Source organism: Streptomyces sp. NPDC059832 (genome assembly GCF_042731715.1).
In the GTDB taxonomy this organism is placed as follows: Bacteria; Actinomycetota; Actinomycetes; order Streptomycetales; family Streptomycetaceae; genus Streptomyces.
Genome location: NZ_JBHWIY010000027.1, coordinates 34,233 through 55,150 on the forward strand (window position 1 = coordinate 34,233; position 20,918 = coordinate 55,150).

17 protein-coding genes and 2 pseudogenes are annotated in these 20,918 nt (G+C 71.9%); 8 read left to right on the plus strand and 11 right to left on the minus strand.

The window, feature by feature from the left end:
* Positions 1-145: 145 nt before the first annotated feature.
* On the minus strand, positions 146-3,424 hold the full coding sequence (locus ACFV8T_RS33760; protein ID WP_385335026.1) for a tetratricopeptide repeat protein: 3,279 nt from the start codon (positions 3,422-3,424) through the stop codon (positions 146-148).
* A gap of 125 nt (positions 3,425-3,549) precedes the next feature.
* Between ACFV8T_RS33760 and ACFV8T_RS33765 the strand changes: the two are divergent.
* Together ACFV8T_RS33765 and ACFV8T_RS33770 are read left to right on the plus strand one after the other, a co-directional pair.
* Positions 3,550-4,238: pseudogene (locus tag ACFV8T_RS33765) on the plus strand (thioredoxin domain-containing protein); the annotation flags it as partial.
* A gap of 37 nt (positions 4,239-4,275) precedes the next feature.
* Positions 4,276-4,401, plus strand: coding sequence for a hypothetical protein (locus ACFV8T_RS33770; RefSeq protein WP_385335028.1), 126 nt, complete (start codon positions 4,276-4,278; stop codon positions 4,399-4,401).
* A gap of 4 nt (positions 4,402-4,405) precedes the next feature.
* On the opposite strand, the gene ACFV8T_RS33775 is transcribed toward ACFV8T_RS33770, so the two are convergent.
* Positions 4,406-5,167, minus strand: coding sequence for a maleylpyruvate isomerase family mycothiol-dependent enzyme (locus ACFV8T_RS33775; protein ID WP_385335030.1), 762 nt, complete (start codon positions 5,165-5,167; stop codon positions 4,406-4,408).
* Positions 5,168-5,312: 145 nt separating this feature from the next.
* On the opposite strand from ACFV8T_RS33775, the pseudogene ACFV8T_RS33780 reads away from it, so the two are divergent.
* Both ACFV8T_RS33780 and ACFV8T_RS33785 read left to right on the plus strand, forming a co-directional pair.
* Positions 5,313-5,561: pseudogene (locus ACFV8T_RS33780) on the plus strand (transposase); the annotation flags it as partial.
* Positions 5,562-5,715: 154 nt separating this feature from the next.
* Positions 5,716-7,755, plus strand: coding sequence for a thioredoxin domain-containing protein (locus ACFV8T_RS33785; protein ID WP_385335032.1), 2,040 nt, complete (start codon positions 5,716-5,718; stop codon positions 7,753-7,755).
* Positions 7,756-7,983: 228 nt separating this feature from the next.
* On the opposite strand, the gene ACFV8T_RS33790 is transcribed toward ACFV8T_RS33785, so the two are convergent.
* The 3 genes from ACFV8T_RS33790 to ACFV8T_RS33800 all read right to left on the minus strand — a co-directional run bounded on the left by ACFV8T_RS33790 (position 7,984) and on the right by ACFV8T_RS33800 (position 9,586).
* Positions 7,984-8,616, minus strand: coding sequence for a TetR/AcrR family transcriptional regulator (locus tag ACFV8T_RS33790; RefSeq protein WP_385335034.1), 633 nt, complete (start codon positions 8,614-8,616; stop codon positions 7,984-7,986).
* Between the two features lie 11 nt (positions 8,617-8,627).
* Positions 8,628-8,756, minus strand: a complete 129-nt coding sequence (locus ACFV8T_RS33795) for a hypothetical protein (protein ID WP_385335036.1) — start codon at positions 8,754-8,756, stop codon at positions 8,628-8,630.
* A gap of 131 nt (positions 8,757-8,887) precedes the next feature.
* Positions 8,888-9,586, minus strand: coding sequence for a hemolysin III family protein (locus tag ACFV8T_RS33800; RefSeq protein WP_385335038.1), 699 nt, complete (start codon positions 9,584-9,586; stop codon positions 8,888-8,890).
* A 203-nt stretch (positions 9,587-9,789) separates the two neighbouring features.
* Here ACFV8T_RS33800 and ACFV8T_RS33805 point away from each other — a divergent pair, with 203 nt between their 5' ends.
* Complete coding sequence (locus ACFV8T_RS33805) at positions 9,790-11,637, plus strand: phosphoenolpyruvate carboxykinase (GTP) (RefSeq protein ID WP_385335039.1); 1,848 nt, start codon at positions 9,790-9,792, stop codon at positions 11,635-11,637.
* A gap of 362 nt (positions 11,638-11,999) precedes the next feature.
* Here ACFV8T_RS33805 and ACFV8T_RS33810 read toward each other — a convergent pair whose 3' ends face one another.
* The 6 genes from ACFV8T_RS33810 to ACFV8T_RS33835 form a co-directional block, all read right to left on the minus strand.
* On the minus strand, positions 12,000-12,590 hold the full coding sequence (locus ACFV8T_RS33810; protein ID WP_385335173.1) for a hypothetical protein: 591 nt from the start codon (positions 12,588-12,590) through the stop codon (positions 12,000-12,002).
* 40 nt (positions 12,591-12,630) lie between these two features.
* Entirely contained in the window at positions 12,631-14,274 is a 1,644-nt protein-coding gene (locus ACFV8T_RS33815; protein ID WP_385335041.1) for a substrate-binding domain-containing protein, read from the minus strand.
* Complete coding sequence (locus tag ACFV8T_RS33820; RefSeq protein WP_385335043.1) at positions 14,271-15,494, minus strand: toxic anion resistance protein; 1,224 nt, start codon at positions 15,492-15,494, stop codon at positions 14,271-14,273. The genes ACFV8T_RS33815 and ACFV8T_RS33820 overlap by 4 nt, the downstream gene beginning before the upstream one ends.
* Positions 15,495-15,523: 29 nt before the next feature.
* Positions 15,524-16,627 carry a hypothetical protein gene (locus ACFV8T_RS33825; RefSeq protein ID WP_385335045.1) on the minus strand — a complete coding sequence of 368 codons (1,104 nt, stop codon included), beginning with the start codon at positions 16,625-16,627 and terminating at the stop codon, positions 15,524-15,526.
* Positions 16,628-16,762: 135 nt separating this feature from the next.
* Entirely contained in the window at positions 16,763-17,173 is a 411-nt protein-coding gene (locus ACFV8T_RS33830; RefSeq protein WP_385335047.1) for a hypothetical protein, read from the minus strand.
* A 137-nt stretch (positions 17,174-17,310) separates the two neighbouring features.
* The gene (locus tag ACFV8T_RS33835) at positions 17,311-18,522 is read right to left on the minus strand and encodes a pyridoxal phosphate-dependent aminotransferase (RefSeq protein ID WP_266415026.1); all 1,212 of its coding nucleotides are present in this window, start codon (positions 18,520-18,522) and stop codon (positions 17,311-17,313) included.
* 364 nt (positions 18,523-18,886) lie between these two features.
* Here ACFV8T_RS33835 and ACFV8T_RS33840 point away from each other — a divergent pair, with 364 nt between their 5' ends.
* From ACFV8T_RS33840 to ACFV8T_RS33850, 3 genes are all read left to right on the plus strand, one after another.
* On the plus strand, positions 18,887-19,216 hold the full coding sequence (locus tag ACFV8T_RS33840; RefSeq protein WP_385335049.1) for a hypothetical protein: 330 nt from the start codon (positions 18,887-18,889) through the stop codon (positions 19,214-19,216).
* A gap of 90 nt (positions 19,217-19,306) precedes the next feature.
* The gene (locus ACFV8T_RS33845) at positions 19,307-19,978 is read left to right on the plus strand and encodes an SAM-dependent methyltransferase (RefSeq protein WP_385335051.1); all 672 of its coding nucleotides are present in this window, start codon (positions 19,307-19,309) and stop codon (positions 19,976-19,978) included.
* The gene (locus ACFV8T_RS33850; RefSeq protein WP_385335053.1) at positions 19,978-20,904 is read left to right on the plus strand and encodes a DUF3626 domain-containing protein; all 927 of its coding nucleotides are present in this window, start codon (positions 19,978-19,980) and stop codon (positions 20,902-20,904) included. Before ACFV8T_RS33845 ends, ACFV8T_RS33850 begins: the two co-directional genes overlap by 1 nt.
* Positions 20,905-20,918 lie beyond the last annotated feature (14 nt).

Below are 20,918 nucleotides of genomic sequence, written 5' to 3' on the forward strand. Positions count from 1 at the left end.
GTCTGACGCCATCGTTGGGGCGGGTTTAGGGAAGCGGAAGGAGAGACGGAGGGGGGGGGGGGCTGCCCGGGACGTCCCGGCCCGCCACCCCGTCGCCCGGCGTCGGTCCGGCCGGTTCATGGCCGGACCGGACCCGACGCCGTCCTCAAGCGCCGGACGGGCCGTGCCCGGCCGGGACCGGTACGCCCATGACCTCCCGGGCATGACGCGTCGGCGTCATGCCCAGGCGCCATGCCTGCCAGCCGTCCTCCAGGTCCACACCGCGGTTCAGCACCACCGTGAACGCCTCCGCGCAGTCCTCCAGCTTGCCGTCGCGCGCCGGATGCCCGGCCCCCAGCAGCTCGGCCAGTTCCTGCTGGGCCACCACCGTGCCCACCTCGCTGCCGCCCGGTGACGCGTAGGGCAGCAGCGTGCAGCGCAGGAAGCGCGCCCAGTCGGCGCCCCGCGCGTCGCCGTAGGAGTCGAACAGCTCCACCGCCTCGCCGCACAGCTCCAGCGCCTGCGGGGCACGGTTGTTGCCCGCGTCGATCAGGGCCAGCTCCAGGCACGTCCACGCCTCGCCGTGGGCGACCCCGATGCGCCGGAAGTCGGCGCGGGCGTCCACCAGGAGCTGGCGGGCGAAGCCGGAGTTGCGCAGGTTCCCGGTCTGGGCCGCCCGCTGGTCACGGGTGACCCGGCCCGAGTGGTGGCGGGCGCACGCCAGCCCGTACACGTCCCGCATCCGGGAGAACATCGTCCGGGCCCGCTCCAGCTGCCGGACGGCCGGGTCGGTGTCGCCGTTCTCCTCCAGCGCCTGGCCCAGGTAGAACAGCGTCCACGCCTCACCGCGCGCGTCCTCGTTGTCGCGGTGGCGGGCCAGCGCCCCGTTCAGCTGCTCCACGGCCGGGGCCGGGTCGCCGTCCAGGAGCCGGGCGCGGGCCAGCTGGGTCAGCGCCCATGCCTCGCCCCGCTCGTCACGGGTGCGGCCGTACAGGTCCAGGGCCCCGCGCAGCGCGTCCTCGGCCCGCTCCACCTCGCCCATCCGCAGCAGGGTCTGGCCGAGCTGGAACAGGGTCCACGCCTCGCCGTGCAGCGACTCGCCCTCCCGGTGCAGGGCCAGCGCGGTGTCCAGCAGGGTCAGCGCCTCCGCGAGCCGGGCCCGGTCGCGCTCGACGGCCGCCAGCGCGTGCAACGACCAGGCCCGGTCCTCCGCCTGCTCCTCGGAGGACTGCAGCTCGATCGCCTCGCGCAGCCGCGCCGACGCCTCGGTCAGATTGCCCTGGTGGTGCAGGGTGATGCCGAGCGAGCAGAGCGCCAGCGCTGTACCCGCTTCGTTCTGCGCCTCGCGGTACAGGCCGACGACCGACGACAGGGTGGTGCGGGCCTTGTCCAGCTCGCCGAGCTGACGGGCCGCGATGCCGGTACGCCACTGCACGGACCGCTCCAGCAGCCCCTGGTCCACCGCCTGCGTCAATTCGCTGATCTCGCCCAGCCGGTAGAGGTCGCCGCGCAGCAGGCAGTAGTCGCACAACGCGCCCAGCAGGTCCAGCACGGCCCCCTGGTCGACACCCTCGGCGTGCCGCAGCGCGGAGGTGATGAAGCTCGACTCGTCGTCCAGCCAGCGCAGCGCCGAGTCCAGCGAACCGAAGCCGTGCGAGCCGAACTGACCGGCCCGGGTGGACATCTTGCCGTCCACCATGCGGATCACCGCACCGGCCAGGTCCGCGTAGTTCCGGATCAGCCGCTCCTGTGCCGCGGTACGGTCCGCCGCCTCCTCCTCGTCCCGCAGCCGGGCCAGGGCGAAGCCCCGTACGAGGTCGTGCAGCCGGTAGCGCGAGCCGCGCACATGGGTCAGCAGCCCGGCCCCGGCCAGGGCCTTCAGCAGCCGCTCGGCCTCCTGCTCGTCGGCGGACAGCAGCGCGGCCGCCGCGGCGGCGCCGAGGCTCGCCCGCCCGGCCAGCGCGAGCCGGCGCAGCAGCCGCCGCGCCTGCTCGGACTGGTCGGTGTAACGCAGCCACAGTGCCCGCTCGACCGGGGCGAGCGGACCGTACCCGGCGAGATCGGCGGCGAGGGCGTCGCGGGTGCGTGTCCCCAGCGAGGAGCCCGCTATGCGCAGCGCGAGCGGCAGCCCGCCGCACAGCTCGGCGACGGTGTCCGTCGCCCGCGCGTCGTACGGCCCCTCCTCCGTCCCGGCCGTCTCGCGCAGCAGCTCCTCGGCGCCGGCCGCGTCCAGCGCGCCGACCGGCAGGTGGTGGACCCGGGCCGGGATGTCGGCCGGCAGCTCCAGGGGCTCGCGGGCGGTGACCAGGACGAGGCTGTCGGAACGCTCGGGGACCAGCGTGCGGACCTGCTCCGCGTCGCCCGCGTCGTCGAGCACGATCGTCACCGGGGTGCCGGTCAGATGCTGGTGGTACAGCTCGCTCAGCCGCCGCACCTGCTGCTCGGCGGACGCCCTGCCCCGGGCCGACGGGTCCGCCCCGCCGGGGGACGCCCCGTCCCGGAACAGCAGCTGCTCACGGGGCGCGCCCAGCCGGTTCAGCAGGTGCAGCAGCGCGTCACGGGTCGGCAGCGGCGCCTCACCGGCCACATCGCCGCGCAGGTCCACCACGCAGGCGCCGCGGAACAGGTCCTTCAGGCCGTGCGCGGCCCGCACCGCGAGCGTGGTGCGTCCGGAGCCGGGCGTGCCGTGCAGGACGACGACGGTCGGTTTGGTCTCCGTCGACGCGCGGGCCTCCCGCACCCACCGGGCGATCTGCTCCAGTTCGGCCCGCCGCCCCGCGAACGGTCCGTCGGACGCGGGCAGATGGCCGAACGACTGCTCCAGCAGCGAGCGCGTACGGGCCGCCGCGCTGCGGTCCGTACGGCGCAGCGACGGAGCGGTCCGCGACTGCGGCGGGACCTTCTTCGCCGGGGAGCGGGACGAGGCGGTGAGCATCCGCTGCTGGTCGATGAAGGGGCGGATGCCCCGTACCTCCAGCGCCGCCAGCCACTGGAGCCGCAGCTGTTCGGCGCCGCCGGGCTGCCCGAGCGCGCCGGCCCGGCGGTGGGCGGCGGGCCAGTGCGAGGCGGTGACCTTGGCGACGGTGGCGGTGGCCCCGGCGACCGCGACGACGGCGCCCGCGCCGAGCGCCGGTCCCGTCGCCGTGCCGAACGCGACATCCGCGCCGAAGGCGGCGACCGCGGCAACTCCGGTGACCAGCAGGGGTGTTCCCATCGCCGCCCGGCTGAACCGCTGCGACAGCGGCTGCGTCCCGGCCTCCGCGGCGTCCAGCGCCTGGAGATACGCGGCGTACTCGTCGTCCGCGGCGGCCGTCAGCGAATCCAGCGCCGCCCGCCCGCGCGCCGTCAGCGTCCCGGCGTCGGCCCGGCCGCCCGAGCGCCGCACCTCTTCCTCCACGGCGCGCACCAACAGCCCTTCGGCTTCGGCCCGATGGCTGTCCCGCATGTGTGTCCCCCTCCGGATACGACGGTTGCGACGGCATCGGCCGGCATCGCCGCCCAGTCTCCTGCGTACGGCGCGTCAGCGCGAGAGAGTGATGCGATCAACCGGGGCTGAGAGAGGATGTGGCCATGCCGAATCGCCTGGACCGTGAGACTTCCCCGTAGCTCCTCCAGCATGCCGACAATCCTGTCGACTGGTGGCCCTGGTCGCCCGAGGCGTTCGAGGAGGCACACAGGGGAACGTGCCGGTGCTGCTCAGCGTCGGCTACGCGAGCTGCCACTGGTGCCATGTGATGGCGCACGAATCCTTCGAGGACGACCGGGTCGCGGCCTATCTGAACGAGCACTTCGTCCCGGTGAAGGTCGACCGCGAGGAACGGCCCGACGTCGACGCCGTGTACATGGAGGCCGTGCAGGCGGCGACCGGTCAGGGCGGCTGGCCGATGACCGTCTTCCTGACCGCCGACGCCGAACCCTTCTACTTCGGCACGTACTTCCCGCCCGAGCCGCGCCACGGAATGCCGTCCTTCCAGCAGGTCCTCGAAGGTGTCTCGGCCGCCTGGACCGAGCGCCGCGACGAGGTCGCCGAGGTCGCCGGACGCATCGTCCACGACCTCACCCAGCGCTCCCTCGTCCACGGCGGCGAGGGGCTGCCCGGCGAGGCGGAACTGGCGCAGGCGCTGCTCGGGCTCACCCGCGAGTACGACGAGAAGCACGGCGGGTTCGGCGGGGCGCCCAAGTTCCCGCCGTCCATGACCATCGAGTTCCTGCTGCGTCACCATGCCCGCACCGGGGCGGAGGGCGCCCAACAGAAAGCCTGGTCGTAGCCATATCCCCTTCCTGGCTGAGTCGGCAGTGCTGTGCGAGGCGCTCGGGCCCGAGCTGTACGAGGCCGTACTGGCCGTCCGCCGCGCGGAGGCGGAGCTGTTCGCGATGTTCACCGACGCGGACGTCATCGAGGCCGTCCGCTGGCGGTATTGACTGGCTACTCCTCGGGCTCCCAGGCGATCAGCTGCTCGAACACCTGCTGGTCGCCCTCGATCTTCAGGTCGCTCAGTGTGAGGCGGCCCCAGACGAAGAGGAGCAGCTGCTCGGCCGTGCCCGTGGCCGAAGCGGAGGCGGGCGCGGCGTCGTCCGTGAGGGGTGCGGGCCAGGCGCCGGTGCCGTCCAGCGCGAGGAGCCAGGAGCGGCCCTCGGTGGCGTGGTAGTGGATGGTGGCGGCCTCGTGCGGCCAGGCCGCCGGGGTGGAGTTGCAGGTGTCGAGAAACTCGGCCACGCCGTCGATCGCGACGTCCGCCGGCATCGGCTGCACGGCGCCTGCGGCGAGCTGGGCGTCGTAGGTGTGCACCAGCAGCTCGTGCACCCGGCGCCGGGCAACGCCCCAGGCATTCGCCGGCGACACGCCGGCGCCCCACCACGCCCAGCACTCGCGCTCCGGGCCGGCCTCGCGCAGCGCACTCAGCAGCAGCTCGTTCGACTCGGCGTACCAGGCCAGCAGCGCCTCGGGCTCGCGCGGCACCTCCGCGGCATCCTTGGCCGGCGGAGCCTCGGCCGGGCCCGCGGCGACGATCGCGGCCCACCAGCGCTGGCCCGTACCCAGGTGCTGCACCAGATCGAACAACGTCCACTCGGGGCAGGATGGCACCGGCGCGTCAAGGCTGGGCGCGGCGGCAACCGCACTCCGGAACGCGGCCGACCGCTCGTCGATCAGTTGCAGCAGGGCGGAATACTCAAGACTCTCTGTCACATCGCTTACCTACCACCCCAGCTCAGCCGACTGCACCCTATTTTGCAGGCCGTCAGCTGCGGGAGTCAGAGCACCTAATGGAGAGCCTGGTCGTAGCCATATCCCCTTCCTGGCTGGCTCGTTGAACGAGAACGGTCCTCCGTGGATGGTGCCGGATGACCTGTGGGGGCGGATCGAGCCGTTGCTGCCGGTCAGGCAGCGGCGTCCGCGCCGTCCCGGCCGGCTGCCACTGGACAACCGTGGTTGCCTGCAGGGCATCCTGTTCGTGCTGCACACCGGGATCCAGTGGGAGTGGCTGCCGCAGGAGCTCGGCTTCGGGTCCGGGATGACGTGCTGGCGCCGGCTGCGGGACTGGCACGAGGCCGAGGTGTGGGACCGGCTGCACCAGGTGCTGCCACGGCATTCGTGAGCCCCGAACGGGGAGGGCATGACGGCTCTGAGTCCTGCATGAGGCCGTCGCGCACTGAGTCGGGCCTTGTCCGCCCCGTTCGTGCGCTGCCCCTGTGGCGCATGGGCGGGGCGGAGGCCGGGTGCGCGAGGATGGGGGTATGCCGAACCGACTTGCGCAGGCCACGTCCCCGTACCTCCTCCAGCACGCGGACAACCCCGTCGACTGGTGGCCATGGGAGGCCGGCGCGTTCGAAGAAGCCCGACGGCGCAACGTCCCTGTGTTCCTGAGCGTCGGCTACAGCGCCTGCCACTGGTGCCATGTCATGGCGCACGAGTCCTTCGAGGACGACGACACCGCCGCGTACCTGAACGAGCACTTCCTGGCCGTGAAGGTGGACCGTGAAGAGCGGCCCGACGTGGACGCCGTCTACATGGAGGCGGTGCAGGCCGCCACGGGACAGGGCGGCTGGCCCATGTCCGTTTTCATGACGCCGGACGGGGAGCCGTTCTACTTCGGCACGTACTTCCCGCCGGAACCCCGCCATGGGATGCCGTCCTTCCGGCAGGTACTTGAAGGCGTCCACAGCGCGTGGACAAGTCGACGCGACGAGGTGGGCGAAGTCGCCGCGAAGATCACTAGGGACCTTGTCGGGCGGGAGCTGAGTATCGAGTCCGCAGGGTTGCCCACCGACGAGAATCAGGCCCTGGCGCTCCTCCAGCTGACCCGGGACATCGACCCCGCGAGCGGCTGGTTCAAGGGAGACACCAAGTTCCCGCCGTCGATGGTGGTCGAGTTCCTGTTGCGCCACCACGCGCGTGCCGGTTCCGTGGCTGCGCTGGAGATGGCAGAGGGGCTGTGCGGCGCGATGGCTCGTTCGAGCCTGTATGACCAGGTGGGAGGCGGGTTCCACCGGTACGTACTCACGCCTCGCCCGGATGGACCTCTGGTACCCCACTTCGAGAAGATGCTCTACGACAACGCGCTGCTCTGCCGGGTGTACGCACACCTGTGGCGGTCGACGGGCTCGGAACTGGCCCGCCGGGTCGCTCTGGAGACCGCCGACTTCATGGTGCGCGAGCTGCGCACGCCGGAGGGCGGTTTCGCCTCCGCGCTCGACGCCGACAGCGAGGACGGGGCCGGCCGGCATGTCGAGGGCGCGTACTACGTATGGACGCCCGAGCAGCTGCGGGAGGTGCTCGGCGAGGAGGACGGCGCCTTCGCCGCGGAGCACTTCGGGGTGACGGAGGAGGGCACGTTCGAGGAGGGCGCCTCGGTTCTCCGGCTGCCGTGGGCGGACGCCGGGGCGGACGCGGACCGGGTCGCCCGGGTGCGGGCCGCGCTGCTGGCCGCCCGTGAGCTGCGCCCGCGCCCCGGGCGGGACGACAAGGTGGTCGCCGCCTGGAACGGTCTGGCGATTGCCGCGCTCGCCGAGACGGGCGCGTACTTCGACCGCCCCGACCTCGTCGAGCGCGCCACCGAGGCCGCGGATCTGCTGGTACGGGTGCACATGGGCGACGTCGCCCGGCTGGACCGTACGTCCAAGGACGGGCGGTCCGGCGGGCACGCCGGGGTGCTGGAGGACTACGGCGACGTGGCCGAGGGCTTCCTCGCCCTGGCCTCGGTCACCGGCGAGGGTGTCTGGCTGGAGTTCGCCGGCTTCCTGCTCGACATCGTGCTCCAGCACTTCACCGGCGAGGGCGGCCGGCTGTACGACACGGCGGACGACGCCGAGCGGCTGATCCGCCGCCCGCAGGACCCCACCGACAATGCGACCCCGGCGGGCTGGACGGCGGCGGCCGGGGCGCTGCTCTCGTACGCCGCGCACACCGGCTCCGAGGCGCATCGCACCGCCGCGGAGGGGGCGCTGGGTGTGGTGAAGGCGCTCGGGCCGCGGGTTCCCCGGTTCACCGGCTGGGGCCTCGCCGTCGCGGAGGCCCTGCTCGACGGGCCGCGCGAGGTCGCGGTCGCCGGACCGGTCGGCGGCGAGCTGCACCGTACGGCGCTGCTGGGCACGGCGCCGGGTGCGGTGGTCGCGGCGGGGGAGACGGCCGGGGCCGAGTTCCCGCTGCTGGCGGACCGGCCGATGGTGGGCGGGGCGCCGACCGCGTATGTGTGCAGGCACTTCGTGTGCGATGCGCCGACGACGGACTGCGAGGAGCTGGCGCGGAGCCTCGGGGCGAGCCCGGCGGGGGACTGAGGGCGGCCGGTGGCCCACGCCGGACTCCGCCTTCACCCGCGAGAACGGGTCCCGTCGCACGACGCCGCCGGCCGGGTGGCGGGGTCGCGCGGGACGCCGGGCCGTAGCTGAGCGGGCGGCGATGTCGCGCGGGACGGGACGGCTCAGCTTGCGGCCTCGTCAGGAACGAACGCATGTCTCGACCGAATGTCACAAATGTCGGGACAAAATGGGCCGGAGAGACGGCCTCTACAGCGTCAGCCCGCCTTCGAGCCTGTCCAGCGCCTGGTGGATCATCGCGATCAGGTCGCCCTCCTGGCCGTGCTCGCCCCAGTACAGCGTCACCTCGCGCAGCGCCCCCAGCGCCGCCGCGACGAGCACCCGGACCTCCAGGTCGTCGGGGTCGCGGCCGCTGCGGTCGGCGAGCGCCTGGGCCAGCAACTTCGCCGTGTCCGACATGGTCTCCGTCATCCGCGCCCGGACGGCGGGGACCTCCACCATCAGCCGGGTGCGCTGCCGCAGTTCCTCCTCCTCGCTCGCGAGGAACGCGGTCAGCGCCTCGGTCATGATGAACCGCAGCGACTCCAGCGGCGGTTCGCCGGCCGGCCGGTTCCGCAGCTCGGCCTCCACGACCGGGGCGTACTCCTCGGCGAGGACGATGTCCTCCTTGGTCGCGAAGTACCGGAAGACGGTGCTCGGCGACACCTCGGACGCCTCCGCGATCTGTTCGATCGTCGTCGCGTCGTACCCCTGCTCGGAGATCAGCCGGTACGTCGCCCGGCGGATCGCGATCCTGGTCCTGAGCTTCTTCCGCTCGCGCAGACCCGGAGCGGGCTGCGCGCCGGGCGCGGAAACGGAAGGGGTACGGGAGATGGCGGCCATGGCCTCCATTGTCAGGCATCGACGGGCGCCGGGGCCATGTCCGTCCGCTCCTGCGACGGGGCGGGGCGGTCCGTCGTAAACGCCGCGACCAGTGCGGACACCAGGGCCGCGGCAGAGGTGACGAGCAGGGCGACGCTCATGCCGCGTCCGGGGCCTCGACGATTGCGTGGATCGGCGCGCCGATGCCCGTCGCGCAGCGGGCGCCCCGCACGCCGAGTGGCCGCGACTTCGAAAGTCGCGGCCACGGGGGACTCGGGGGGTGGAACGGTGCTCAGTGGTGGTTGTAGGCCACCAGCGAGATGCCGACGTAGTGCACGACGAAGGCCGCCAGGGTCAGCGAGTGGAACACCTCGTGGAAGCCGAACCACCGGGGCGAGGGGTTGGGGCGCTTGATGCCGTAGATGACGCCGCCGGCGCTGTAGAGCAGCCCGCCGACGACGACCAGCACCAGCACGGCGATCCCGCCGGTCCGCAGGAAGTCCGGCAGGAAGAAGACCGCGGCCCAGCCCATCGCTATGTAGCAGGGCGTGTAGAGCCAGCGAGGGGCGCCGACCCAGAACACCCGGAAGGCGATCCCCGCGAGGGCGGCCGCCCAGACCGCCCAGAGCAGTGGTGTCCCGGTGGACTTCGGGAGCAGCAGCAGGGTCAGCGGGGTGTAGGTGCCCGCGATGATCAGGAAGATGTTGGCGTGGTCGAGCCGGCGGAGCACCGCCTCGCCGCGCGGACCCCAGGTGCCCCGGTGGTAGAGCGCGCTCACACCGAACAGCAGGCACGCGGTCAGGGTGTAGATCCCGCAGGCGATCCGGCCGAGGGCGCTGTCCGTGAACGCGATCAGCGCCACCCCCGCGACGATCACGGCGGGGAACATCCCGGCGTGCAGCCAGCCACGCATCCGCGGCTTCGCCGGGACGGTGTCGGACTCGGCTGGTTCCAGCCCGGCGGACGCGGGCTCGGCGGCGGCAGCAGTCATTCCCGCATCGTACCTACGCGACCGTAGGTAACCGATACGAGTGGCAATGCTCACGTGTGCGGCCCCCTGGACATATGGGTGAAACGGTCGGATGATCAAATGAGTGCGGTCGGCACCGGATGAGCGCCAACGGGATTCGAAGCATCCGGGTCGCAGCCCCCACGGGGCAACTACCAAACAGATACCCTCAACAAGGAGCGATCGTGGCGCGCGACATCGCGGCTCCCCTCACTGTCCCCACCGATCACCAGGAGCTCGTTTCCTGGGTGAACGAGATCGCAGCGATAACTGAGCCGGACCGAGTGGTCTGGTGCGACGGTTCCGAGGCCGAGTACGAGCGCCTGTGCGGGGAGCTCGTGGCCAAGGGCACCTTCACGAAGCTGGACGAGGCCAAGCGCCCGAACTCGTACTACGCCGCGTCCGACCCGAGCGACGTCGCCCGCGTCGAGGACCGCACGTTCATCTGCTCCGAGAAGGAGGAGGACGCCGGTCCGACGAACCACTGGAAGGCCCCTGCCGAGATGCGGGCCATCTTTACCGGGGAAGAGGGAAACAGCTTCACCGGTGAGAAGGGCGTCTTCCGCGGCTCGATGCGCGGTCGCACGATGTACGTCGTGCCGTTCTGCATGGGCCCCGTCGGCTCCCCGCTCTCCGCGATCGGCGTCGAGATCACCGACTCCGCGTACGTCGCCGTCTCGATGCGCACCATGACGCGCATGGGGCAGGCCGTCCTGGACGAGCTCGGCACCGACGGCTTCTTCGTCAAGGCCGTCCACACGCTGGGCGCGCCCCTGGCGGAGGGCCAGGAGGACGTTCCGTGGCCGTGCAACTCCACCAAGTACATCTCGCACTTCCCCGAGGACCGCGAGATCTGGTCCTACGGCTCCGGCTACGGCGGCAACGCCCTGCTCGGCAAGAAGTGCTACGCGCTGCGTATCGCCTCCGTCATGGCGCGTGACGAGGGCTGGCTCGCCGAGCACATGCTGATCCTCAAGCTCACCCCGCCGCAGGGCGAGGCGAAGTACGTCGCGGCGGCCTTCCCGTCCGCCTGCGGCAAGACCAACCTCGCCATGCTGGAGCCGACGATCCCCGGCTGGACCGTGGAGACCATCGGCGACGACATCGCCTGGATGCGCTTCGGCGAGGACGGCCAGCTGTACGCGATCAACCCGGAGGCGGGCTTCTTCGGCGTCGCGCCCGGTACCGGCGAGCACACCAACGCCAACGCGATGAAGACCATGTGGGGCAACTCCGTCTTCACCAACGTCGCGCTCACCGACGACGGCGACGTGTGGTGGGAGGGCATGACGGAGACCGCTCCGGCCCACCTCACCGACTGGAAGGGCAACGACTGGACGCCCGCGTCCGACACCCCGGCCGCCCACCCCAACGCCCGCTTCACCGTCCCGGCCGGCCAGTGCCCGATCATCGCGCCCGAGTGGGAGGACCCGAAGGGCGTGCCGATCTCGGCCATCCTCTTCGGCGGCCGCCGCGCCTCGGCCGTCCCGCTGGTCACCGAGTCCTTCACCTGGCAGCACGGCGTCTTCCTCGGGGCCAACGTGGCCTCCGAGAAGACCGCCGCCGCCGAGGGCAAGGTCGGCGAGCTGCGCCGCGACCCGTTCGCCATGCTGCCGTTCTGCGGCTACAACATGGGCGACTACATGAACCACTGGATCAAGGTCGGTGCCGACAAGGACCAGGCCAAGCTCCCGAAGATCTACTACGTGAACTGGTTCCGCAAGAACGACGCGGGCAAGTTCGTGTGGCCCGGCTTCGGCGAGAACAGCCGCGTCCTGAAGTGGATCGTCGAGCGCCTCGAAGGCAAGGCCGAGGGCGTCGAGTCCCCGATCGGCATCCTGCCGGCCAAGGGCTCGCTCGACACCGAGGGCCTGGACCTCTCCGAGTCCGACCTGGACTTCCTGCTCGACGTGGACAAGGAGGTCTGGCGCGAGGAGGCGGCGCTGGTACCCGAGCACCTCAACACCTTCGGCGACCACACGCCGAAGGAGCTGTGGGACGAGTACCGCGCGCTGGTCCAGCGCCTGGGCTGACGCCCCCGGGCGCACCCCGCGCGGGTGCGCCCCGCACACCCCGCGGCCGGGTCTCGGACATCCGCCCTGACCTGTGGGGTCGACAGCCCGCCGCGGTACGGCCCCCGGAATCCCCTCATGATTCCGGGGGCCGCCCCATGTTCCGCCCCTGCTCCGCCCTTTTCCTGCCGTTTTCATGAGGAACGGCCCGGCATCGCCCCGCCCTTGCGCACGGTACCTCCACAAGATTCGATGTTCCTTCACATGCCTCCGGCTCGGTCGGCCGGGGCCGACCGAGCCTGTGGGGGACTCAGTTGGGGTACGCAGCTGACGGGAGCCGCCCGTAAACCCCTGGAACCGCGGCCCGCGGGCCGGAACGGGCACTACCCGTTCCGGCCCCGGTCCTCCAGATAGCGCGTATGGGTCTGCTGGCGCCGCGCCTCCGCCTCCCGCAGTGCCGTGGCCAGCCCCTCGACCTCCCGGTGCAACAGCGTCAGCTGCTGTTCCAGATGGCGCTCGGGCGGTTCCGTGCCCGGAACCATCCGCGTCCACGGGCGGATCCGTACGAACGCGTCGACCGACTCCAGGATGTCCTGGCGCACGGCGCGTGCCAGGACGTGGATGCCCTCCGGGTCGGCGGCCAGGGCCTCGGCCACCGGTCCGGGGGCGAGCAGCCCGTCGAGCAGGTCCGTCAGTTCGGTGAGCCGGCCGGACGCGGCGGGCGGCAGCTCGACCTCGTCCAGATACCCGCACAGTGCGCGGTAGTCGGTGCGCAGCGCGTCCAGCTGGGTCGACGGGTCGGGGAAGACCGGGACCGGCGGCCGTTCGGGCGGGGCGATCAGCGCGCCCGCGCCGTACAGCCCGAGGACCACCACCGGCCAGTACGCCCCCGCGAGCCCGGTGAAGGTGAGGGCGAGACCGGCGATCCCGCAGGCGCTCCCGGTGAGGTTCTTCCGCGACTCGACATACGCCAGGACCCTGTTCGTGGGCCTGTCTCCCGGGCCGCCGGGCGGTCTACTGGTATCCACGGATCTCCTCGAATGCGCCGTCCAGGGAGCCGGGCCCCTGCTCCTTCGTCGCGTCGAAGAGCCGGCCGCCGGTCAGTTCGGCGATCCGGTCCAGCTCCTGGCGGTCCGAGTCGCCGAAGACGACCGGGAAGACCGGGGTGACCCGTCGCGCGGCCGGGAGCGCGCGGTAGTAGGAGGCGAATCCGCCGGCCGTGTCGCCCGCCGTGTTCTCGCCGTCCGTCATCAGCACGATCGAGGTGAACGCGGACTCGGTGCCGTCGCCGATCTGCTCGTAGGCCGACTTCAGACTCGAATAGATCGCCGTCTCGCCACCGGCCGTCAGCGCGGCGGTGTCCGCCTTGATCGCCGCCAGGCCCCGCTGCGGGTCGGCGGGGTCGACGGTGTGCGTACGGACCTGCTTCACCGACGAGCCGAACGGCAGCAGCGTGACCTCCTCCCGTTCCCGGAAGTCCCCGGTCAGCCCGGTCAGGGCCGCCTTCAGCGCCTTCAGCCGCTCCCCTGCCATCGAGCCGGAGGTGTCCAGCACGTACACGGTGCGCGAGGGCCGGCGGAGCTTGTTCTCGTAGCTGTGGAGCAGCCCGTCGGCGACGGATCGCGAGCCGGGGAACGGCAGTTCGCGGCGCGCGTCGGCGGTGAGCGGCGCCGCGGGCCGTACCGAGGGCACGACCGGGCGGCGGAAGGTGTCTTGGGTCAGCTTCCGCTGGACGGCCGGGGTCCGGAAGTACTCCGTCAGCGCGCGGACCGAGTCCTTGGCGTCCGGAGCGGCGGCGGCGAGCGCGCTGAGCGGGTAGTCGGCCGTCACCACCCCGTCGCGGGGGCGGATCACGGTCAGCCCGGTGTGGCTGTCGCGGTTCAGCGAGAGCAGCACCGACTCGTAGTTGATCAGCGCGTCGACGGTGCCGCGCCGGGCGTACGCGGTGGCCAGCCAGCCCGAGGAGCCGGAGGTCAGCCGCTGCCCCGCGAAGAACTCCGTCAGCTTTGCGCTCGCCCCGCGGACATCGGCGTCGGTCAGCGCGGACTGGGCGCCCGAGAGCGCGGAGGCGACCGAGACCAGCGCGGAGAAACCGGAGTTGGAACGATCCGGATCGGTCATTCCGTACGTCAGCCGGCTCTCGGCGACCGCCCGGTGCACCTGCGACCAGGTCACGTCCGAAGGCCGCCAGCCCAGCCGCCGCACGGTCGCCGGGCGGACCCCGAGGGCGACCGGCGACGTCATCAGCGGAGTCTCCGAGGTGATGCGCCTCGCCGCGTCCGGGTGCAGCCGCAGATAGTCGTTCGACGACAGCCAGACCGCGTCGTACGCTCCGTCCGCCTTCCCGGAGCCGAGCAGTTCGACGGCGTCGAGGGTGCCGGTCCAGGTGGGCCGCACAGTGATTCCGGTGGCCTTCCTGGCCTGTTCCAACAGGGGCTTCATATCGGCGAGTTCACTGGATGCCAGGACCCGCAGCGTGCCGGCCCGCGGTCTGCCGTCGTCCTTCTCCGGTCCGCCCGACGCCCCGCCGGACGAGCCGTCGTCCGACCCGGAGCAGGCGGCGAGCGGGGCGAGCACGGCGACGGCCAGCAGCGCGACGAGCGAACGGGCGACCCGGCGCCGCAGCCGTCTCAGCCGCCGCCGGGGGTGGCCCGTCATCCCAGCCCCCCGCCGTCGAGCGGACCGGCCGACCGGCTGCGTTCCAAATGGGCACTGGCCTGCTGGAGTTCGGCGGTCAGCGACTCCACGGTCGCCGCCATCGACTCGGTGGCCTGCACCTTGTACGTGTCGATGGCGTCGAGGGTCCGGTAGATCTGCTGGAACGCGGTGCGCAGCGTCTCCGCGCCCACCGCCGGATCGGCCGCGATGCGCTGGATCTCGCCGCTCTGGCCGGCCAGCATCTCCGCGTTGCCGCGGATCAGGTCCTCGGTCGTGGAGCGCAGCACCTGCACCTGCTCGGTCACCTTGCGCTGGCTCTCCAGCGCCGAGGCGAGCATCACGGCGATCCGCAGGGCGGAGACGGTGGTGGTCGCGGCCCGGTCGACGCCCTTGATGAGCTCGTCGTTGTTGCGCCGTACGACATCCATCGCGAGGTACCCCTGTGCGCAGACCGCGAGTTGGGTCAGCAGATCCTGGTGCTTCTGCCGCACGGGGAAGAGCACATCGGCCCGCAGCGCGTCCGCCTGCGCCGGGTCGGTGGCCGCGGCCTGCGCGATGCGCTGCTCGACGGCGCCGTCCAGCGCCTCGGTGAGCACGACGTACTCCTGGAGCTTGCCCATGGTCTCCCAGAGCCGGGTGCGCTCGGTGTGCAGGGCCGCGTTGTCGCGGCGCAGCTCGTCCTGCCCGCCGCGCAGCGAGCCCACGATCCGGTTCAGGGTGGCCTGGGAGGAGGCGTACTTGGCGACGTGGTCGCGGAGCTTGTTGCCGCCGGGAAGCCTGGCCAGCAGCCGACGGGCACCGCGGCCCGGGGTGTCGCGCGGGTCGAGGTCCTCGACGGTGCGGCGCAGCTCGACCAGGGACGAGCCGACCCGGGTCTGCGCGTCCACGCCCCCTGACCCGGACCCGGCCAGCGAACGGACGGTGCGGTCCAGCATCCGGTTGGACTGCTGGGCGGCACTGCGGATGTCGCCCTGCCCGAGTGCGGCGATCTCCCCGATCCGGGTGGTGAATTCGGGCGACCGGGCATCGAGCCCGGCGAGGCCGCCGACGTACTCGGTGGCGCGGCGGGTCATCTCCGTCCGTACCGACTCGTCGACCGGTACGAGACCGGCGGCCTGCTCGGCACGGACCGGGGCGACCGGCTCCGGCGCGGTCAGGACGAGCGGCGGGGCGGAGTCGCCCGGCGGGGTGAGGGCGAGCGGTTGCGGCTCTTCGGTCATGGCTGAGGTCTCCCGGGAGGCGTGTGTCGTCAGCCGCGGGTCCGCCGCGCCATCGCGCGCAGCACCGTGGCGGTGGGCACGGGCGCCTGGCGGACACCGGTCAGCTGTTGGTCGATGTAGTCGGTGTGGCCGGCGGTGGCCGCGGTGAACTCGGCCGCGGCGCCCTGGGGCCGGAAACCGTGCCGTACGACGAGCTTGCGCAACTCCGGGTCGGTGGAGAGCAGTTCGCCCAGCCGTCGGCCGGTCGCGGTCAGCGGCACGAGGGTGTGGTCGCTGGATACGGTGGTGTCGGGGTAGAGGAGGACCAGGTCCCCGGCGTCCTGCCGCTGCATCAGCAGCGAGGCGACCTGTGACTCGTACACCAGCACCAGCGGATTGCCGACCCCGCTGATGAAGTCCCGGAACGGGGCGTCGCTGCTGGTCTGCTGCGCCCCCTGTACCTGGATCAGTTTCCTCAGCAGCGGTGCGGTGCGGTCGATCGCGGCCTCGTCCGCGGCGACCCGGCCGCCGTCGGCGACGTACGAGGCGGCGGCGAGGTAGAGGGCACCGGAGTTGGACGAGACGGGGTCGGTGCTGGTGATGAACACCGTTCCGGTCAACTCGGCGTGTTTTTCTGCCCCTTTGAGCTGCTGCCAGGTCCGGTCCGTACGGGCGGCCCGGAGGTAGGGCCCCATGAGCAGCTTGCCGCTGGACTTTCCGCTCAGGGTCACGAGCCCGTTGTCGGCCAGGACCTGCGCGGCGGCGCGGTGCGCGACGACGACCAGCGGAGAGTAGAAGGGCCTGAGCGGCCCGCCCTTGACGGCGGAACGGCGTTGCAGCTCGTCGGCCGGGGCCTTCGAGCCGGGGAAGGCGAAGTCGTAACCTTTGAGGGGGAGTTGGTCCATGGCCCAGGACCCGGATGTCTCCGCCTTGACGGTGAGTCCCTTGGCGGCAAGGGCCTTCACCACGTCGGGATCGGCGAAGAACTCGGCCTTCTCCGAACCGATCACTCCACGCACGGTCTTCGTTGCCGTGCTCTTGTCCTTGCTGTCGCGGCCTGCTGCGACGGCCACTGCCACTCCGCCGATCAGCAGCACCGCCAGGACGATTCCCACGATGCGTCTCACACGCGAAGCCTGCTCGCGGAAACCCACATTCCAGGCGGAGTTGGGTGGACGGAAGGTTAAGCGCTGATCCCAGTACGCAACGGGGACGCAAGCGTCCGCCCGAGCGTCACGGAATGGGTGGCACCCGGCCCACGCGCCTCGACGGCACGCGGACCGGGGCCGTCAGCGGGCGCCGACCAGCGGGGCGGCGGCGGGGGTGGCGGGGGTGGCGGCGAGCGCCGCGGTGTGCGCGTCCATGCGCTCTGCCGCGAGGATCGCGACGGCCGTGTCGGCGCGGGACGCGGCGACCACCAGTGCGCGGCCGGCGAGAGCGTGGGCGCGGCGGTGGAGCGCCGGTGCGGGCGCGTCGGTCCGGCCGGCGTGCCGGGCGGGCGGCGCGCCGCGCAGCCTGGCGACCTGCTCGGCGATGCGGTCGCCCGCCTCGTCGAGGCCCAGCTCGTCGGTGACCGCGAGGAGTGCGGCCAGGTGCCCGGCGAGCTGGATGTCCAGCTCTTCCTCGCGGGAACGGTGCGGGAAGTCGTCGGCGTGGTCGGCCGGTGTGTGGACCGATTTGGTGCGGATCGGTTCGTACATGGATGGCCTCCTGGTGTTGCAGTGGAACCATCCTACCTTGGATTTAGTCTAAAGTTATCCGCGATCGATTCTGGTGTCCGTGAAATCGTCGGGGGGCGCGGCATGGGCTTGTCCGACCCTGATCCGCCGGACCGGCCCTAAGGCTGGCCGTACCCGTCCAGGAAGTGCGCGATCCGGCTCACCGCGTCCGTCAGGTCCTCGGTCGACGGCAGCGTCACGACCCGGAAGTGATCGGGCTCCGGCCAGTTGAACCCGGTACCGTGCACGACCATGATCTTCTCGGCCCGCAGCAGATCGAGCACCATCTGCCGGTCGTCCTTGATCTTGTAGACCTTCGGGTCGAGGCGCGGGAAGAGGTACAGCGCCCCCTTCGGCTTCACACAGGTCACGCCCGGAATCTGCGTCAGCAGGTCGTACGCCGCGTCGCGCTGCTCCAGGATCCGTCCTCCCGGCAGCACCAGGTCCTCGATCGACTGCCGCCCGCCCAGTGCGGTGGCCACGGCGTGCTGCGAGGGCATATTGGCGCAGAGCCGCATATTGGCGAGGATCGTCAGCCCCTCGATGTACGAGGAGGCGTGCGCCTTCGGGCCGCAGACCGCCAGCCACCCCGACCGGTATCCGGCCACCCGGTAGTTCTTGGAGAGCCCGTTGAAGGTGAGCACCATCAGATCGGGCGCGATCGTCGCGGTCGGGGTGTGGGTCGCCCCGTCGTACAGGATCCGGTCGTAGATCTCGTCGGAGCAGACCACCAGATTGTGGCGCCGGGCGATCTCCGTCAGCCCGCGCAGCATCTCGTCGTCGTACACCGCACCCGTCGGGTTGTTCGGGTTGATGATCACGATGGCCTTGGTGCGGTCGGTGATCTTCCGCTCGATGTCGGCGAGGTCCGGCATCCAGTCGGCCTGCTCGTCGCACCGGTAGTGCACGGCGGTGCCGCCGGCCAGCGACACCGAGGCGGTCCACAGCGGGTAGTCCGGAGCGGGTACGAGGACCTCGTCGCCGTCGTCGAGCAGCGCCTGCATCGACATCTGGATCAGCTCCGAGACGCCGTTGCCCAGGTAGATGTCCTCGACGTCGAGCTCGATCCCCTTGGTCTGGTAGTGCTGCATCACCGCCCGCCGCGCGGACAGCAGCCCCTTCGCGTCGCCGTAGCCGTGCGCCCCGGAGAGATTGCGCAGTATGTCTTCGAGAATCTCGGGCGGGCACTCGAACCCGAACGCGGCAGGGTTGCCGGTGTTCAGCTTGAGGATGCGGTGACCGGCTGCTTCCAGCCGCATCGCCTCCTCGAGCACGGGGCCCCGGATTTCGTAACAGACGTTGGCGAGCTTCGTGGACTGGATGACCTGCATGTCTGGGAGCTTACGACCGCACCCCGCACCCCGCCCGGCCTTTCCCCTCCGGTTGCCCCACCCGGGTGCCCTCCCCGTCTTCCATCGCCATGCCCCCACCGCCCGGCGCCGTGGGAACGCCGGGCGGGGACGGCGACGGGGCTTCGAATGCGGTGGAACAGGGGCGTGACGGACACGGACGGGTGAGATGCGCCACGACGCGGGACGCGTTCGGGGCGTGCGGGCGTGACGTATGCCCTGACCGAGGGGCATGCGGGTGCGGAAGGCGGAACAGAGGGGTCCTCGGGACCCAGGCGCCTCCTGCGTACCTCAGATGTTGCTCAACTCGGGTGAGAGGGCGACCTTCTCCGGGGACCATGACCACATGATCGGAAGCGGGAAGCAGGACCTGGCCGTAGTCGTGGTGCGCGACGCGGAAGCCATCGGCGCGGCGCTGCGGCAGGCGCTGGAGACCGCGGGCGCGGAGGAACGCCCCGGCCTGGAGCGGGCCCTCGCCGTGGTCGCCGACGCGGCCGGCGCACCCGACGCCGAGCTGCGGGGCCGCTGGGCGGGGCGCCGGATCCGGGCGGGCGGCCACCAGGGTCCGCTCGACGCGGTCGCGGCGGTCAAGGCACTGCGCAAAGCCGAGCCGGGCCTGAGCCTGCGCCAGGCGGTGCAGCTGTCGAGGGAAGCGGCCGCGACGGAGGCCGCGTAACCCTGTGGCGGCCGCAACCGTCGTACGGGTGCGACGGGAGCGGCAGAACTCGCATGACGTGTCCGGTGCCCCGGTCGTAGGGTCCCGGCCATGGACTGGCAGGCATGGCACGACGCGTACGACGTCCCCGATTCATGGCTGGCGCGGCGGCTGCGCGCCGTCCAGGACCGGATCCGGGACGCCCTGGACACCGCACCTCCCGGTCCGCTGCGGGCGATCAGCGTGTGCGCCGGCCAGGGCCGTGATCTCATCGGCGTGCTGGCGGACCACCCCCGGCGCGACGACGTGCGGGCCCGGCTGGTGGAGCTGGACCCCGGGAACACCGCAGCGGCCCGGGAGTCGGTCCGCACGGCCGGGCTGACGCGAGTGGAGGTGGTGACGGGCGACGCCTCGCTCACCGATCACTACTCCGATCTCGCACCGGCCGATCTCGTGCTGGTCTGCGGGGTGTTCGGCAATGTCGTCGATGCCGGCATCGAGCGCACCATCGACATCTGCACCCGGCTGTGCGGGCCCGGCGGCACCGTCGTCTGGACCCGCAACCGCGCCGCGCCCGACCGGGTGCCGCTGGTCTGCGACTGGTTCGAGGAGCGCGGCTTCGAGCGGCTGTGGCTGTCGCAACCGGACGCGGGGTACGGCGTCGGTGCGCACCGCTTCACCGGTGAACCGGGCGAACTCGCACCAGGACAGCGGATGTTCGACTTCGTCGGCTACGACGTCCTGAAGGCGGCGAGGGTGGACGCGCGGAACGCGAGGCCCTGATGCGCGACACCACCGCACCGCCGCACACCGGCCCGTCCCCGCAGGGCCGGGCCCTCGGCCATGTCGCGTCCCTCTCGTCGGGGCGGCCGGTCGACGCCTCGCTGCGGCTGACGCTGAACTTCCATCCCGACCGGGAGGCGGCGGGTCGGCCGGTCCTGGTCGCTCTGGCGCGGGACGGCGTCTACCGCTCGCAGTTCGTGACCGGCACGAGCAACGGCGGTCTCACGGCACACCCGGGCGGGGACAGATGGCGTTGGGAGAGCCGGATCTTCGACGGGGCCTACGACACGGCTCCCGGCGAACAGCGTCCGGTCTACGGGGCGTTGAACTTCCGCGACGCCGCCGTCGGCGCTGCCCCCAGGTTCGGATCCGCGTATTTCCGGCTGACCGCGGACACCCTCCCGCGCGCCACCTTCTGCTACCCGGACAGTGCGGCCGAGCCGGTGGACTTCGGTGTCGCGTCCGGGATGCACCTCATCGAGCTGGCCGAGGCCGACGAGCGGGACGCGCTCGACGACTACATCGAGGCGCAGATCCACGGCCCGGTCGTCCTCGACCGCCATGTGGAGGCCCTGGTGCTCGACCCCTGCTACCGGTCCACCCCGGTCGAGGAGGCGGCCCGCCGGCTGCCCTGCCGCACGGAGTGGCACCCGGGATTCCGGCTGACCGTCGAGCGGTTGCGGCGTCATCCCGGCTACCGGGGAGCGGAGTTCGTCGAACTCGGCACCGAGATCGCCGAGGACGGCCTCCTCGACCCGCGGATCATCGGTGACGCCGTCCGCTCCGGCCGCCACGACCCCCAGTCACTGAAGAAGGTCTGGCACTGTCTGGCCCGCTTCGGCGCGCCACCGCGCCCGACCCGACCGCACCGGGCACAGGATGTCGGGCCCGCGGGGGTGCGCGGTTCCTGGCGTGGGTGCCCGTAAGGGAAGGAGGCCGG

What these genes read in the sequence shown, in the direction of transcription:
- ACFV8T_RS33800 (WP_385335038.1), bottom strand. Translation starts at nt 9,586, where the DNA reads ATGACTGCTGCCGCCGCCGAGCCCGCGTCCGCCGGGCTGGAACCAGCC.
- ACFV8T_RS33785 (WP_385335032.1), top strand. Translation starts at nt 5,716, where the DNA reads ATGCCGAACCGACTTGCGCAGGCCACGTCCCCGTACCTCCTCCAGCAC.
- ACFV8T_RS33820 (WP_385335043.1), bottom strand. Translation starts at nt 15,494, where the DNA reads ATGACCGAAGAGCCGCAACCGCTCGCCCTCACCCCGCCGGGCGACTCC.
- ACFV8T_RS33850 (WP_385335053.1), top strand. Translation starts at nt 19,978, where the DNA reads ATGCGCGACACCACCGCACCGCCGCACACCGGCCCGTCCCCGCAGGGC.
- ACFV8T_RS33830 (WP_385335047.1), bottom strand. Translation starts at nt 17,173, where the DNA reads ATGTACGAACCGATCCGCACCAAATCGGTCCACACACCGGCCGACCAC.
- ACFV8T_RS33835 (WP_266415026.1), bottom strand. Translation starts at nt 18,522, where the DNA reads ATGCAGGTCATCCAGTCCACGAAGCTCGCCAACGTCTGTTACGAAATC.
- ACFV8T_RS33840 (WP_385335049.1), top strand. Translation starts at nt 18,887, where the DNA reads ATGATCGGAAGCGGGAAGCAGGACCTGGCCGTAGTCGTGGTGCGCGAC.
- ACFV8T_RS33845 (WP_385335051.1), top strand. Translation starts at nt 19,307, where the DNA reads ATGGACTGGCAGGCATGGCACGACGCGTACGACGTCCCCGATTCATGG.
- ACFV8T_RS33795 (WP_385335036.1), bottom strand. Translation starts at nt 8,756, where the DNA reads ATGAGCGTCGCCCTGCTCGTCACCTCTGCCGCGGCCCTGGTGTCCGCA.
- ACFV8T_RS33815 (WP_385335041.1), bottom strand. Translation starts at nt 14,274, where the DNA reads ATGACGGGCCACCCCCGGCGGCGGCTGAGACGGCTGCGGCGCCGGGTC.
- ACFV8T_RS33760 (WP_385335026.1), bottom strand. Translation starts at nt 3,424, where the DNA reads ATGCGGGACAGCCATCGGGCCGAAGCCGAAGGGCTGTTGGTGCGCGCC.
- ACFV8T_RS33790 (WP_385335034.1), bottom strand. Translation starts at nt 8,616, where the DNA reads ATGGCCGCCATCTCCCGTACCCCTTCCGTTTCCGCGCCCGGCGCGCAG.